This window comes from Brotaphodocola sp. (assembly GCF_050873065.1).
Taxonomy (GTDB): domain Bacteria; phylum Bacillota; class Clostridia; order Lachnospirales; family Lachnospiraceae; genus Brotaphodocola.
On record NZ_JBNMIC010000013.1, the window covers coordinates 1 to 14196 of the forward strand.

Genomic DNA, 14196 nt, shown 5'->3' on the forward strand with positions numbered 1-14196 from the left:
ATGGTATCCAGAAAGAAAGATGCTAATCAGGATACTCATAAGATGATTAATCATTCGATTAGAATACGATTTGCATAAATCTAATTTTTTAAACTGGTTGTATATGAATGCTGAAAGATGTATAGTATTTGCAGGAGACACCTTCTTTCGTGAATGCTGTAAATGTTAGTTTGGGCACTTTCATTATACAACATAATCGAATTCAAGGTGTCTTTCTTTTATGCAAAATCACGAACTTGCTCATTTATAGCATAGAATAAGCAATGCTAATTCCACAATCATGCTTCTGTTTTCTTGGGTTTGTATGAAATGGATACGAAAAGATTGGAATTGAACTTTAATCGTGTTATAATTGGAAAGGAAAAATAAGCGCCCGCAGGAAATGGGCATTTGTTTTTCTTACTAGAGGGAAACAAGCAAGGCCTGCATGAAACAGGTAAATAAATTACAACCTTTACAACATTACTTCATCTTTCAAATTCTTTTAAGTTCAGTCATCATGGCATGAGCATTATTTTCATGTCAAATTTTAGGGAAAGAGTAGGTAGAATACAGATATGGACGTAAAATATTTGAATTACATTCTGGCGATTGCCAAACACAAGAACATGACGATTGCTGCAGAAGAATTGTTTGTCTCTCAGTCATCTCTAAGCCAGTATCTCTCCAGGCTTGAGCAGGAACTCGGCACTCCGCTCTTTTATCGAACGAAAACGGAGCTCGTTCCCACTCCCGCCGGAGAACTCTATATCGATGCGGCAAAAAAGGTGGTAAATATCCAAAAAGAGCTCTACCACAATATCGCCGCTCTCGATCACCGCGGCAACATCCGAATCGGCGTTACTTCCAATTTCGGTATGCGGATGCTGTCGGAACTGATCCCCGAATACAAAAAAACATACCCTGATGTGTCGATCGAGATCTCGGAGCTCGGACTCCCCGCTCTCAAAAAAATGATCATGGAGGAATCCCTCGATCTCGGCATTGCAGCGGTTCCAAACCTGACGCCCTTTGCGGATCAGGCAAAAGTACTCCGAAATGAGGAGGTATTGTTTGCAATCCCCGCTACACATCCTTTTGCAAAGGAACATCCGGGCGAAAAACTGACTCCGAAAAAACTCGCGGAGGCATTCTCCAACGAGAATTTCCTGAACTCCAAGCGCGGCTCTTCCCTGCGCATCGTCGCAGATCAGGTTCTCAGTGAGGCGGACTTCACCCCTCACGCTTTCTGCGAGACAAACAATATTGCGGCGACCCGCAATATGATCGCTCACGGGAACGGTGTCGCCTTTATCGCGGAATCGTGCGCGGTCGACCGGGAACGGATTGCCTACTATTCTTTCAATCCGCCTCTCTTCCGGCTCAATGCGCTCTTCAACCGCAAAAACTGGAAACCGAGCGAAGCAGAACAGGTCTTCTATCAGCTTCTGCTCCACTATTTTGATTCTATCACAGAGTCTCCCTATCTTGCGGAGTCCCACACAGTGTCCAATTAATGGATTTCTGGTGACGGATCTATAAAAATTCTGAATGGATTTTTATATTTCTCGCGGGAATTGTGAAGTTATGCAACAGTATCCGAAAGAGAAAATCTCCGGAGAAATCTTCCCTGGAGATCTTCTCCTTCCTCAACTTTGTATAAAAATACATTTCCCCCTGAGCATTGTGCAATCCGGGATCTCTTCGGATTGCCAGCGCTCGATACTCTTTCCTCTTACTGAATAGGTAAGATGTCTTTATTTTACCACTTGTCTGTCGTTTCTACAAGCGGGATCCCGGTTGTTTTTGGATAAAAAGCCATACAATTTATGCACGCTTTCGCAAAGAAACATTCATTCGATTCATCAGAAATAATTCATTGGAAATTCCCGCAGTCCGTTTTCTCCAGAAATTGCAGGCAGTCCATCACTCCCGCCATGTAAGTCCATGTCAGTTCACTCTCGTAAGCCAGCGTAATTTTCTCGACCATCTCATCGATACACTTTCTCTGTTCACTTGCCAGTCCCATCTGCGCATACCGGTCACTCGCCCTGGCTGCCTCCTCCATCTCAGCTCTCAGCTCTGGCTGCAAAAGGACAAAACTTGCCCGCGCACGCTCTCGAAACTTCTGCATAACCGGATACATTCGCTTTTCTAATTCACCACGGTATTCTTTCTTCATAAAGAATCCTCCTCTCACAAACGGTGTCACTCCATCAGTTCTTCGTCTGAGATTTGGATCATTCCTGCATTTCTGCTCAGAGGATCTCTCTTCTTGTAATCAAACAGTCGATAACTTCCATCACTCAGACGCTCCAAGTGTGCCATTCTCGCCATCTGTCTCGAATCATATCCCTCATAATGCTTCAAATAATGTGGATTTTGTTCTTCCTGCCGGAAAAATCTTCTCGTCTCCTCCTTCCAGCTTCCCGGATCGGGAGCAAACGATGGACGGCTCTTGATATTCTCCCGCAAATAGAGATCACACATCAGAAGATCCCGAAAACATTCTTGTTTTCCCGGGAAACGCTCCGCCAGCAGATCCCACAGAATCTCATAGCGGGCCATCCGGCTGTGATTTACCTCAAACAGCTGGTGCGCCTCATAGTAATCCGCCATCTCTCTGAACATGGAATAAGGGGACTCGTACTCTTTTTCCAGTTCGCGCAGCGTCAGGCAGAACTGACGGCTGTTGTAATAAACTTCCACCATCTCCTCAATCTGCTTTAAGGTCAGTACATCTCCATACGGAAGCCAGCGCGTCGACAACACCTCATACGGCGGAGCAGATGCATACTGAAGTCCACATTCCTGCGTCATCTCTTCCATGCAGGATCCCTTCAGCACTTTCAAAAATCCAAGCTGAAGCTGTTCCGGCTCCATCCGGTAGACATCATCAAACGAATGGCGAAAGCTCTCCAAATCTTCCCACGGAAGCCCTGCAATCAGATCAAGATGCTGGTGAATCCGTCCCCAGCTGTTGATCCTTGCCGTCACCTCACGGATCTCATCAATGTCTGTCTTTCTGTGGATCGCTTCAAGTGTCCGCTCATTTGTCGACTGAACCCCGATCTCAAGCTGCACAAGTCCCGGTCTCATCGTGGACAATAATTCCAGTTCGTCCTCGTCGAGAAGGTCTGCTGCAATCTCAAAATGAAAATTCGTGATTCCATTGTCCTGATCGCGGATAAATCTCCAGATCTCCATCGCATGATCCTTCTTGCAGTTGAACGTCCGGTCGACAAACTTGACCTGCGGCACCTTCGCCTCAAGAAACCATGCCAGCTCCCGCTTCACCAGATCAAGCCCGCGGAAACGCACTCTCTTATCGATCGAGGAGAGGCAGTATGCGCAGGAAAACGGACAACCGCGGCTGCTCTCATAGTAGATGATGCGGTGCTCAAGCTCCCCCACATCCACGCACTCATAGGGAAACGGAATCTGACTCATATCCATGTAGGAGCGAACCTTCGTCTCCATCACCCCTGACCCATCCGGATTGCGAAACGCCAGACCATCAATCTCCCGCCAGTTTTGAGGATCTCCGTCTTCTCTCACACAGTTTTTAAGAAGCTGTGCAAACGTCTCCTCTCCCTCTCCTTTCATCACGAGATCCACGACGGGATTCTCCCGGAGTGTCTTTGATGCGTCGTAGGAAACCTCCGGGCCACCAAGCCAGATCTGTACATCTGGAAGAACTTTCTTCACATCTGCCAAAAGTTCCCTGACATAGGCGATATTCCAGATATAGCAGGAAAATCCGATGATATCCGGCTTTTTCCGATAGAGATCCTGCAGGATCTGTCCGATCTGCTGGTTAATCGTATACTCTGCAAGCTCAATCTCTACCAGCTGATCCGAAGCCCCAAAGCCTTTTCGGTCGCCAAACTGTTCCCGGAGAATCTTCTCCCCGTACGCCTTCAAACTGTAAATTCCAAGATTGGAATGAATATATTTGGCATTGATTGCCGTCAAAAGAATTTTCATCGTCCGTTTTCTCACTTTTCTCTGTCACCTGATTTTATTCCCATCTATCATTGCGAACATTTGTTCTGTTTTTATTATAATCTATTTTCCAGATTTATACAAGAGAAAGATCGCTTTTCTTTGATAAAAATATTACTCTTCCATCTTTTCCTCTTCCTTTCTACGCCTTGACAATCTGAAGCTTCAGTGATAAAATAAGTCTACCGCTGAGATACTGCGGACCAGTTCAGGGCTTGTACTGGTTTCGACGGGGATCATGCAGCTGGTGAAGCTATCCGCATGCGATGCGTTAAATGGCAAAATTAAAATTAAACGCTGAAGATAATTTAGCATACGCAGCCTAAGTGCTGCTGTCAGCCTTAGTGCACTCACACATTAAGAATCTGGCATCGACTATGTGAGAAACGACGTACATTAAGCTTTGCGTGTATGGGCGTATGATGAAGCTACTAAAGCCGCAAGGGTGCCTGTTTTCGTGCGGTGGAGGGAATGTCAAATAACCGGCTATGATAGTAGAAGAACAGGGAATTGGTTTTCGGACAGGGGTTCGATTCCCCTCAGGTCCACTAGCATCATACAAAGGGACTTAAAGGCAATAACGATACTGTATGTGAGCAACACGCTGTACGGTATCGTTATTTTTATGTTCAAATCACAAGACCTGCAAAACCTCAAAATTCCCAAACTCTAAAAATTCCTAAACCAAACATTTTTGACCAGCTCAATATTTTTGATACAGGAGGAAAAAAGATGAATCATAACGAACTGATGAAACTTGCGATCGAGGAGGCTTACGAGGGAATTAAAAAGAGACACGGCGGCCCGTTTGGATGTGTAATCGCAAAAGACGGAAAAATCATCGGCAGAGGCCACAACCGCGTGCTTCTCAACCACGATGCCACCTGCCACGGCGAGATGGAAGCGATCCGGGACGCATCCCGCAATCTTGGCTCCCACGATCTGTCAGGTACTGTCCTCTACACGACCGCTGCTCCCTGTCCGATGTGTAAGGGCGCAATCCTGTGGGCAAACGTCGACAAAGTCTATTACGGATGCACGATCAATGACACCGACCAGATCGGTTTCCGCGATGAAGTCTTCTATGAGAAATGGAATGAGGGCGAGGACGGAAACTACGGCGAAGAGCTCGAGCGCGAAGCCTGCAAAGACCTGTTTAAGGATTACGCAGAAATGGAGCACCAGATTTACTAATACCGCTTCCTGCAATCTGCCATCTTCACAGGCAAAACCCAGACATCTGAAAAGAGCAAAAAGCAGGCAGAAATCCTTCCGGGTCTCTGCCTGCTCTTCTCTTTGAAACTTTCTATGAAGTTCTGTTTTGTCTCAGAATCTGTGTTAAAATCTGTCCCAAATTTTGGCTCAAATCAAATCCTGATAATCCGATTACATTCTGATGATAATTCTTACAGAATCTTGCGGATCCATCCCTCCGGAGCTTCGATTCTGCCCATCTGGATGCCGGTCAGGGTGTCATACAGCTTCTGGGTAACCGGTCCCATCTTCTCCATTCCACTCGGGAAGCAGATCTCCTCACCGTGGTTTACGATCTTGCCGACCGGAGAGATGACTGCTGCAGTACCGCACAGACCACACTCTGCGAAATCCTTCAGCTCCTCCAACTTAACCGGGCGCTCAGTTGCCTTCAGGCCAAGATAGTGCTCTGCTACATAGAGCAGGGAACGTCTCGTGATGGACGGCAGAATGGAATCAGACTTCGGGGTAACAACCTCTCCATCCTTCGTTACGAACAGGAAGTTTGCACCACCGGTCTCCTCGACATACGTTCTGGTTGCCGGATCAAGGAACATGTTCTCATCATAACCGTTGGAATGAGCGGTTACATTTGCATGCAGGCTCATTGCGTAGTTCAGACCTGCTTTTACATGACCGGTTCCATGAGGTGCAGCACGATCGAAATCACTCACGCACAGGGTCAGCGGCTTTGCACCGCCCTTAAAGTACGGGCCAACCGGAGTTACCAGCATACGGAACTGATACTCGTTAGACGGCTTTACACCGATAACCGGACCTGATGCAAACATATACGGACGAACGTAAAGAGTTGCACCGCTGCCATACGGCGGAACCCAGTCTGCATTTGCCTTTACAACCTCATCGAGTGCCTCAAGGAAGCGCTCCTTCGGGAATGCCGGCATCTCCAGACGGCTTGCAGAATCCATCATACGCTCTGCATTTAAGTCCGGGCGGAAAGTAACAATGCTTCCGTCTTCCGTGGTGTAAGCCTTCAGACCCTCAAAGCACTCCTGACAATACTGAAGAATGCCTGCGCACTCATTGATCACTACATTCGGATCAGAGGTCAGAGTACCCTCATCCCACTTTCCATCCTTATAATTTGCCACATAACGTTTATCGGTAACATGATATGCAAAACCGATATTACCCCAGTCAAGATCTTTCTTTGCCATAAATCTTTCCTCCATTCGGCATCCGCATCTTCCCGGCAGACACACATTCTTTTTCTGCGGCGATTCCATAACTGCACATGCACAGTCTCACGAAACCACTGCCTTTTTCTTTTTTAATTCAGCCCAATTTTATTTTCTGTCTGAACGATAAAGCTATTATATCCCCATTATCCGTCAAAATCAATGCTTCTTTTTCGTTTTTGGCATATCTGTCTTCTATGTCAGATATAACTCAGCTATAACTCGGAGGGGAGATCCCTCCCTGACCAGACTCACGGAATATAAATAATGGCGCTCTTTTTTAATACCACCATGATTCTCGTAATCGCAGAAACAATCAGTGCAAAGCATAAGACGTCAAGCATCACACTCTCCGAATTATTGTGGATCAGACAGATGACTGCAATCGCAAGGTCAAAGATTCCGTTTCCGAATTTCACCTTCCAGGTCCCAGCCTCAAGCCTGCGCGATTCAAGTGATCTGAATATGGAGATGATTCCCGCAAAAAGATAGTAGATCGTAAAATAAAACAGGACATATCTCTGACCGGTTCCATGAATGGAAATCGCGAAGAAACCGACGTCCATCGTAATCAGCGCCCGGTAAAAGATCATCTTGCCGCCTACCATGTGAATTCCCATGCTGAAAAAATAGATCATCTGCCTGATTCCACTCACCATCAATGTGATTCCGAAAATCAATGTTGCCAGTGCATACCCCAGATTCGGAACCGCAAACATCACAATGCTGATCAGAATCATAAACACTCCCGCCAGTACATTGTAAATCCGAGTGAATCTATTCACCGCAAACCCCTCATTTCATCGAATTTTCTAAAACTTTTGTCAGCTTTTTATAATCCCGGATCCCCCGAAATCCGTTTTTCCAGTAGTCGATCGAGATTCCTGCCAACATATTTCCGGACTCAAAAACGGCATTTGTGACCATGCTCTTCTGGCGCATTGCCGCAATGATAAATCTTCCAAACGGGGTCTGGTCCTTTAACTCTTCCGGAGCTTCCCCGTATGTTTTCTGATAAGCATGAATGTCAAAGCGTGGAATCTCCTGCCCGGAAAGTTCCTCACCCAACGCTTTCCATTCCTCTGAAGCATCCAGCTGGCGCTTGCGAAGAATCGCATGAATGTGGTCCATCCACTCCGCTGCCGCCTCGAAATCATACCGCTCTTTCTCAAAAATATCGACTTTTCCCCGAAAATATTTCATTGCAAAGATCATCTGGCAGAAGGCGTGCAGATAGTCCGACGGGTTGTCCTTGTCGATCACCTCGTAATTGCCCCAGGCCGGCTGATATTTATAATGGGCAAAACTGTAATCCGGCAGATGACCTGCCCGCCCATGACCGAGATTCATAATGGAATTCTCGCTGCCGTTATTGATGCTGTTTGTATAGAGATGCCTCTCTAAATCATCCTTTGCCGCAGGATTATGGCGAAACGAGATCCTTTTCTCACAAGTCTCCTTCCCCTCGCCATCTCCATCCAGCACTTCATAAAATTCAAAATCCGTATTGTTGATCACCTGTGAGGGCGTTCCGGCAAAATAGGCATGCGCCCAGGTATCTGCCATCACGTGCATGGCAATTCCAACACTCTCCAGATCCTTCTCCTTTGCGAGATTCACGGTCCGGACAATAAGATCGCCGTTTGGTTTGCAGATCAGTCTGTACTTGTTTCTGTAAGTCTTTGACCAGGCCTTGACCGGTGCATAGAGATCATAGGGCAGAAAATGGAAAGATGCCCAGATCCTCGTAATATTCTGTAAGCCGATAAGATCCGTTCTGGCCTCCATCAGTTCGCTCTGAAGCTGTGTCGTCGCAGCAGCCAACGGTGCATGAACCTTTTTTAAGAGTGTTGCCGAACAGTGATCCACAAATTGGGCACTATATGCAATGCTTAAGCTGTCCTCATGGGAATATCCCGCAAGATAGGCGGCACAATACGTCGCGTAATAATGAAAATCTTCCTGCATACATCCTACCTCAGCTTCTTTAGTAAAATGGAAAATACCACAACTTCCGCGAGAATCACATCCGACGTCAAATCAATCAGCGTCAGTATGAGATCATCGATGTGCAGCCACTCTGATGGCGAACTGGTAAAAAACTCGGAAAGATAGAGTGCCATGGAACTCACAAAAGTAACACTGGCCAAAATCAGATACTTCCTGCCTGTCTTTTGGCCAAGACTGGTCAAAATTGCCTTTCTGCCTATATAGACATATATTCCAATTACGCCAAAAAACATGAAAAAAATCACGATTCCCAAAACGATACTCTGCGTTCTATCATTTAGAATTTCCCTCAAAACCTCCGGTGTTTCCCGCAAAGTCCGGTAAAAAGACTCAATTCCCCGAATTCCGGACCACAGAGAGAATAAAATGATACCGGCTCCGCTTGTATACAATAAAGATTGCAGACGACGTATTTTTTTGTTTGGATTCATTCCCCATCCATCTCCTCGAACGTATATATTCGTATATTCCTTCGTGTATCTTCCTCTGTTCCTCCCTTGTGCTTCTTCCTTCCCGCCGCCAGTTAACGCAGTTTCTGCTTATAATCTCTCTCGACCTCACGGCGCATATCCTTCTTTGCCATGTCGTCGCGCTTGTCATAGAGTTTCTTTCCTCGTGCCAGTCCGATCTCCACTTTCACAAGACTTCCCTTAAAATAAACCTGAAGCGGAACGAGCGTATATCCCTTCTCCTTGATCTTCGCCTCCAGCTTTAAGATTTCCTTGCGGTGCATCAGAAGTTTTCTCGCGCGCAGCGGATCCTTGTTGAAAATATTTCCCTTCTCATACGGATTGACGTGCATGCCATAAACATACACCTCCCCGTGGTTGTCAATACGGACAAATGCCTCCTTGATGCTGCATTTTCCCATACGAATGGATTTCACCTCCGTGCCGAACAGCTCAATTCCGCACTCATATTTCTCATCAATAAAATAATCGTGAAATGCCTTTTTGTTGTTTGCAATCAGCTTAAATGCTTCTTTGCTTCCCATCTTCTCTCATTCCTCCTCAGAATTTCTATCTTCCGTCTTCCTAACCTCTGTGTCTCTGTTCTCTCTTACTTTTTCTTACTCTTTTTCTTTTCACTCTTTTTTATTTTTCCTTACCCTTATTCAAAATAGGGCAGAAAGTCCACGGTTCTCGTCAGTTTGTCGGTTCCGGATACCGTGACTTTCACTTTCTGTCCGAGGCGGTAAACCCGTCCGCTTCTCTCCCCGCGAAGTTCCATCTTTTCCTCGCTGAACAGATAGTAATCCCCATAGAGATCGCTGACACGCACAAGCCCCTCGACCGTGTTTGCAAGCTCCACATAAAATCCCCAGTTTGTCACGCCGGAAATCACGCCCTCGTAGACCTGTCCGATCCGCTTTGACATATACTCGCACTTCTTCATCTTCACAACCTCTCGTTCCGCCTCATCTGCCCGGCGCTCTGTCTGGGAACACTGGATCGACACTTCCGTCAGAATGCTGTCGTAATGGCTGATCCGCTTTCCGGTCAGGTTTCCGTGGAGATTTTCCTTTATGATCCGGTGAATCTGAAGATCCGGGTAACGACGGATCGGGGAGGTAAAATGCGTGTAATAGCGCGCTGCCAGTCCGAAATGACCGCCGCAGATCGGCATATACTTTGCCTGTTTCATCGAGCGCAGGGTCAGACGGCTGATCAGGGCCTCCTCCTCGGTTCCGTCAATCTTGTTCAGCAGTTTCTGGATCTCCTTCGGGTGAACCTCCCCGTTCTGCATATGCAGGGAATAGCCGAAATTGTTGATGAAAATGCCAAGTTTCTTCATCTTCTCCGGATCCGGGTTGTCGTGGGTGCGGTACAGAAATGGTACTTCCTGCCAGTAATAGTCCTCCGCGATCGTCTCATTCGCCATCAGCATGAAGTCCTCAATGATCTTCGTCGCGGCATTTCTCTCATACGGCTTGATCTCAACCGGACGTCCCTTCTCATCGAGCAGAATTTTCGTCTCCGGGAAATCAAAGTCAATCGAGCCCCTCTGGGAACGCTTCTCGCGCAGAATGTCTGCAAGCTCCTTCATGCAGTCAAACATCTCAACAAAACCGTCATACTCCGCCATCACAGCCGGATCGCGGTCTGTCACGATCGCATTGACGGCCGTGTAACTCATTCGTCTGTCCACGCGGATCAGCGTCTCGGCAACCTCATGGCTGATCACCTTTCCCTGCGGATCAATGTCCATGATACAGCTGAGTGCAAGGCGATCCACCCCCTGGTTTAAAGAACAGATCCCATTTGAGAGTTTGTGCGGAAGCATCGGCACAACACGGTCCACGAGATAGACACTCGTTCCGCGTTTGAGTGCTTCACGGTCAAGCGGGCTTCCCTCTCTCACATAGTGGCTGACATCCGCGATGTGAACACCGAGGCGATATCCGAACTCCTCTCTGCTGATCGTGATCGCATCGTCGAGATCCTTCGCATCCTCGCCGTCGATCGTGACGGTCTGCCACTCCCTGATATCCTTTCTCCCTGCTTTCTCTTCCTCCTGCACCTCATCCGGGATGTGCTCGATCTGCTCCATCACTTCCTGCGGATACTCATCCGGAATTCCGTATGCCTTGACGATCGAGAGAATGTCGGTACCCGGATCGTTCACATGACCGATGATCTCAATGATCTCGCCCTCCGGTTTCTTTCTCTCCCCGCCGTAGTCTGTGAGCTTCACAACCACCTTGTGTCCGGTCACTGCTCCCATATCCTTGCCCTGCGGAATGAAGACATCCTCCCCAATCTTCTGGTTGTCCGGGACCACAAAGCCGAAATTCCTGCTTTTCTGATAAAATCCCACAAGCGTCTGGTTTGCGCGCTCAAGCACCTTCACGATCGTGCCCTCCGCTCTTCGTCCTCCGCGCGCCGGCTCCGCAATCACCTGAACCCGGTCACCATGCATCGCATCTTTGACTTTGTCATACGGGATATAAATGTCATCCGGGCGTCCCTCAACCGTGACAAAACCAAACCCCTTCGCCGTTCCCGAAAACGTTCCGGTGAGAAACTCCTCAGACGGAAGTTTGTATTTTCCGCGCTTTGTTAAAACGATCTTTCCCTCCTGCTCGAGAGCCTCTAAGACCTCTCTCAGTTCGTCTCTCTGATCCCGCGAAAGATCGAGAAGCATCGCAAGCTCTTTAAGTTTCATCGGCACATACGTCGGATCGTTGAACAGTGCCATCATTTTTTCTTTTCTCTGATTCAATAATTCTTCTGTCATAAAATTACCGTTTCGTTCCTTTCCAAAAATTCTTGAACACATTATTTGAAAAAAGCACCCTTGTTTCCACAAGAGTGCTTCACTTTCGTTGTCTTATAAAATATTCAGGACAAGAGACAGCAGCATGAACAGAATTGCGGCAGCCGTCGTCGCTTTCTCCAGGTTTCCTTCCATGGAACGGCCCTTGTTGCGGCCCCAGTAGGTATCTGCCATACCACCGATTGCTCCAAGACCCTGGCTCTTTCCCTCCTGCATCAGAACAACAACTGTCAGAAACAGGCATATAAGAACGAAAATTACGCACAAAATCGTCTTCAGCATCTAAAAACACACCTCCTAATTCCCAGCATAATAAAGAATCTCATCTGCAAGATTCTTGTATTTTCCCATAAAACAAGGATATTTTATCACAGGTCCGCCCAAAACACAAGGAGAATCGATTTTACCTTGTCACCTTTACGCCATTGTCCGGTATTCCTGTTTCCAGCGCTTGATCAGTTTCGTCTCGCCCTTTTCTCTCTGAGACTGTTCCTGCGCAAAAAGCGCATCAAGCTGTGCAACCTGGGCAGAATTCTCCGCACGTTTTTTCGCTCCTGCCATATCCCGCTCCCAGCCGGCTCTCAGTTCCGGCGTCGCCAGAGCCTTGAACCGCTCGCTAAGCTTCAAATCCGGATCCAGTCTCGTCAGGCAGTAGATCTGACGCAGAATCTCCGGATTCGCATCTGCCGCATACGCGCGCTTGTACGCCTCGAATGCCTTGTCATAGCGGAACATTCTCGCATAGCAGGAACCGAGGTTATTGCCAACGCGCGCACGAAACGATTCGTTGACGACCTCATCTGCCGGAAACTCGAGAAGTTCCTGATAAATCTTGACTGCACGCCCGTACTGGCGCATCGAAAACAGCTCATCTGCCTTCATCCTGCGGTAATCTGCCTGATGTTTTCCGCGCAGATCCGCAATCTCCTGACGATAGTGCGCAATCTCCTGTGCCGTGTAATAATCGCTTTCCTGAAGAATCATCGGCAGAATCTCATCCTGATTCTCCCCGCTCTTCATCCACTGTTCAATCTTGAGTGCCAGAAATCCCTGCCCCAGTTCCTCCCGCATGAAATCAAGCAGGGATTCCCCGACAAATCCATCTAACACAAGCAGCGGATAATGGTAGATCACATATGCCAGCTCCTGCGTGGAGGAGAGGCGCAGTCCCAGTTCCTCGGCATAGTAAGGATGGGTGACGTGTTCTTGTCTGCATAACAGTAAACTCATATCATAACCTCTTGTCTGATCTGTACTCCGGAGGACGGGAAGAGTTCTCCGAGTCCCTGATCCTTTAAGATGACTTCCATGGTCTTTTCATCCGGAAACGAAATCTGCACCCGCACCTTCGTCGTCCGCTCTTCCCTCTTCGGAAATCCTTCCAGAAAAATGGAAACAATCTTCCGGTTCGCCACATCCTGCTGCGGTGTCACCACAAGATCAACGGTATTCTGGTGATCCGGAATCACATCCACACTTGCAACCCGGCTGTGCCAGCGGTCTCCCGCCGAGGCGAGCACAACAGAAGTCTCCTGTCCCTTTCGGATGACATTCATCGAGACCGTCGTCTTTAGGCGTCCCTCACAGATCATCGTGTACGGGAAGGAAGTTTTTTCCTGATTCATATCTTTTGCACAGTATGCCGCTCCTCTCGCAAAGAGAGCCGTCTCCATATAGACTCTGCGTTTCATGCAAACCATATTCATAAATTCCGGTGCCCAGTCCCGTTTTAAAAATCCCTTTCCGGCAAGGAAAATCGCCGAATATGCTTTCTTCTGCATCATCCGCTCTCCGCAGGAGCAGACGATCTTATCCGCTAAACGCTTTCCGGATGCGGTTCCGAGAATATCAAGGCGGAAACTCTCCTCAAGTTCCTCATAGTCCGCTGTCACGATCGTCTGGTTGATGTTCTTCTGCACTCTCATCTCATAGTAGCGAAATCCTTCATCCGAGAGATCAAACATTCCAGTCGTTCCGGTCCAGATCTCGCGCTTCTGGCTGACCATATAATACAGAAAGCTCTCCGCATGGCTGATCATATCGATCTTTTCTGCCTGGATTCCAAGCCGCCCCGCACAGGATTCCAGAATTTCGAGCATCTTTGAATCATACCGGCGCACGGCAACCACAATGCGGTCAACCGTCTCCCGTTTCAGTTCCGTCCGGACCATCCTCAAAATCTCTTCCAAAAAATGGCCGAGAACTTCCTTTCCGGCATAGCGGGCACCTCCGACTGAGAAAGATTCTCCCTTTAAAGCACGGCTCACCAGCTTGTCCAAAATCTCTCCGTCGCCATTTAGGGTATGTGTGTAGGCATCATCTCCCACATACCAGCTGTCCGCCGTTCTGTTCTTGCAGATCACGGACGGGAGCGACCAGACACGCTCCTCATCCGCACAGCTGACCTGCGTATATTCATCGCACAAATCGATGCCAACAATCAGTCCGTCCATACAAATGTCAACCCTTTCTC

The 14196-nt window shown here is 47.8% G+C and carries 13 protein-coding genes and 1 other RNA gene; 3 read left to right on the forward strand and 11 right to left on the reverse strand.

The window, feature by feature from the left end; all coding sequences use genetic code 11:
- The first annotated feature begins 557 nt into the window (after window positions 1-557).
- On the forward strand, window positions 558-1496 hold the full coding sequence (locus tag ACR0QE_RS05245; RefSeq protein ID WP_432627311.1) for a LysR family transcriptional regulator: 939 nt from the start codon (window positions 558-560) through the stop codon (window positions 1494-1496).
- 359 nt (window positions 1497-1855) lie between these two features.
- Here ACR0QE_RS05245 and ACR0QE_RS05250 read toward each other — a convergent pair whose 3' ends face one another.
- Together ACR0QE_RS05250 and ACR0QE_RS05255 are read right to left on the reverse strand one after the other, a co-directional pair.
- The gene (locus ACR0QE_RS05250; RefSeq protein ID WP_432627312.1) at window positions 1856-2161 is read right to left on the reverse strand and encodes a hypothetical protein; all 306 of its coding nucleotides are present in this window, start codon (window positions 2159-2161) and stop codon (window positions 1856-1858) included.
- A 26-nt stretch (window positions 2162-2187) separates the two neighbouring features.
- The gene (locus ACR0QE_RS05255) at window positions 2188-3966 is read right to left on the reverse strand and encodes a B12-binding domain-containing radical SAM protein (RefSeq protein WP_432627365.1); all 1779 of its coding nucleotides are present in this window, start codon (window positions 3964-3966) and stop codon (window positions 2188-2190) included.
- A 229-nt stretch (window positions 3967-4195) separates the two neighbouring features.
- On the opposite strand from ACR0QE_RS05255, the gene ssrA reads away from it, so the two are divergent.
- Together ssrA and ACR0QE_RS05265 are read left to right on the forward strand one after the other, a co-directional pair.
- Window positions 4196-4535: a transfer-messenger RNA gene (gene ssrA, locus ACR0QE_RS05260) on the forward strand.
- 181 nt (window positions 4536-4716) lie between these two features.
- Complete coding sequence (locus ACR0QE_RS05265; RefSeq protein ID WP_432627313.1) at window positions 4717-5178, forward strand: nucleoside deaminase; 462 nt, start codon at window positions 4717-4719, stop codon at window positions 5176-5178.
- A 212-nt stretch (window positions 5179-5390) separates the two neighbouring features.
- Here ACR0QE_RS05265 and ACR0QE_RS05270 read toward each other — a convergent pair whose 3' ends face one another.
- The 9 genes from ACR0QE_RS05270 to ACR0QE_RS05310 form a co-directional block, all read right to left on the reverse strand.
- Entirely contained in the window at window positions 5391-6416 is a 1026-nt protein-coding gene (locus ACR0QE_RS05270) for a branched-chain amino acid aminotransferase (protein ID WP_432627314.1), read from the reverse strand.
- Window positions 6417-6688: 272 nt separating this feature from the next.
- Window positions 6689-7222 (reverse strand): DUF308 domain-containing protein, encoded by a 534-nt coding sequence (locus ACR0QE_RS05275; protein ID WP_432627315.1) that lies wholly within the window; start codon window positions 7220-7222, stop codon window positions 6689-6691.
- A 10-nt stretch (window positions 7223-7232) separates the two neighbouring features.
- Window positions 7233-8405, reverse strand: a complete 1173-nt coding sequence (locus tag ACR0QE_RS05280; RefSeq protein WP_432627316.1) for a DUF6765 family protein — start codon at window positions 8403-8405, stop codon at window positions 7233-7235.
- A 5-nt stretch (window positions 8406-8410) separates the two neighbouring features.
- Entirely contained in the window at window positions 8411-8878 is a 468-nt protein-coding gene (locus tag ACR0QE_RS05285) for a hypothetical protein (protein ID WP_432627317.1), read from the reverse strand.
- A 92-nt stretch (window positions 8879-8970) separates the two neighbouring features.
- The gene (smpB, locus tag ACR0QE_RS05290; protein WP_432627318.1) at window positions 8971-9441 is read right to left on the reverse strand and encodes an SsrA-binding protein SmpB; all 471 of its coding nucleotides are present in this window, start codon (window positions 9439-9441) and stop codon (window positions 8971-8973) included.
- A gap of 116 nt (window positions 9442-9557) precedes the next feature.
- Window positions 9558-11684 carry a ribonuclease R gene (rnr, locus tag ACR0QE_RS05295; RefSeq protein WP_432627319.1) on the reverse strand — a complete coding sequence of 709 codons (2127 nt, stop codon included), beginning with the start codon at window positions 11682-11684 and terminating at the stop codon, window positions 9558-9560.
- Between the two features lie 93 nt (window positions 11685-11777).
- Window positions 11778-12005, reverse strand: coding sequence for a preprotein translocase subunit SecG (gene secG / locus ACR0QE_RS05300; RefSeq protein ID WP_432627320.1), 228 nt, complete (start codon window positions 12003-12005; stop codon window positions 11778-11780).
- 135 nt (window positions 12006-12140) lie between these two features.
- Entirely contained in the window at window positions 12141-12953 is an 813-nt protein-coding gene (locus ACR0QE_RS05305) for a hypothetical protein (protein ID WP_432627321.1), read from the reverse strand.
- Entirely contained in the window at window positions 12950-14176 is a 1227-nt protein-coding gene (locus ACR0QE_RS05310; protein WP_432627322.1) for a DUF5716 family protein, read from the reverse strand. Before ACR0QE_RS05310 ends, ACR0QE_RS05305 begins: the two co-directional genes overlap by 4 nt.
- Window positions 14177-14196 lie beyond the last annotated feature (20 nt).

What these genes read in the sequence shown, in the direction of transcription:
- ACR0QE_RS05245 (WP_432627311.1), top strand. Translation starts at nt 558, where the DNA reads ATGGACGTAAAATATTTGAATTACATTCTGGCGATTGCCAAACACAAG.
- smpB (WP_432627318.1), bottom strand. Translation starts at nt 9,441, where the DNA reads ATGGGAAGCAAAGAAGCATTTAAGCTGATTGCAAACAACAAAAAGGCA.
- ACR0QE_RS05310 (WP_432627322.1), bottom strand. Translation starts at nt 14,176, where the DNA reads ATGGACGGACTGATTGTTGGCATCGATTTGTGCGATGAATATACGCAG.
- ACR0QE_RS05270 (WP_432627314.1), bottom strand. Translation starts at nt 6,416, where the DNA reads ATGGCAAAGAAAGATCTTGACTGGGGTAATATCGGTTTTGCATATCAT.
- ACR0QE_RS05280 (WP_432627316.1), bottom strand. Translation starts at nt 8,405, where the DNA reads ATGCAGGAAGATTTTCATTATTACGCGACGTATTGTGCCGCCTATCTT.
- ACR0QE_RS05285 (WP_432627317.1), bottom strand. Translation starts at nt 8,878, where the DNA reads ATGAATCCAAACAAAAAAATACGTCGTCTGCAATCTTTATTGTATACA.
- ACR0QE_RS05305 (WP_432627321.1), bottom strand. Translation starts at nt 12,953, where the DNA reads ATGAGTTTACTGTTATGCAGACAAGAACACGTCACCCATCCTTACTAT.
- rnr (WP_432627319.1), bottom strand. Translation starts at nt 11,684, where the DNA reads ATGACAGAAGAATTATTGAATCAGAGAAAAGAAAAAATGATGGCACTG.
- ACR0QE_RS05250 (WP_432627312.1), bottom strand. Translation starts at nt 2,161, where the DNA reads ATGAAGAAAGAATACCGTGGTGAATTAGAAAAGCGAATGTATCCGGTT.
- ACR0QE_RS05265 (WP_432627313.1), top strand. Translation starts at nt 4,717, where the DNA reads ATGAATCATAACGAACTGATGAAACTTGCGATCGAGGAGGCTTACGAG.
- ACR0QE_RS05255 (WP_432627365.1), bottom strand. Translation starts at nt 3,966, where the DNA reads ATGAAAATTCTTTTGACGGCAATCAATGCCAAATATATTCATTCCAAT.
- secG (WP_432627320.1), bottom strand. Translation starts at nt 12,005, where the DNA reads ATGCTGAAGACGATTTTGTGCGTAATTTTCGTTCTTATATGCCTGTTT.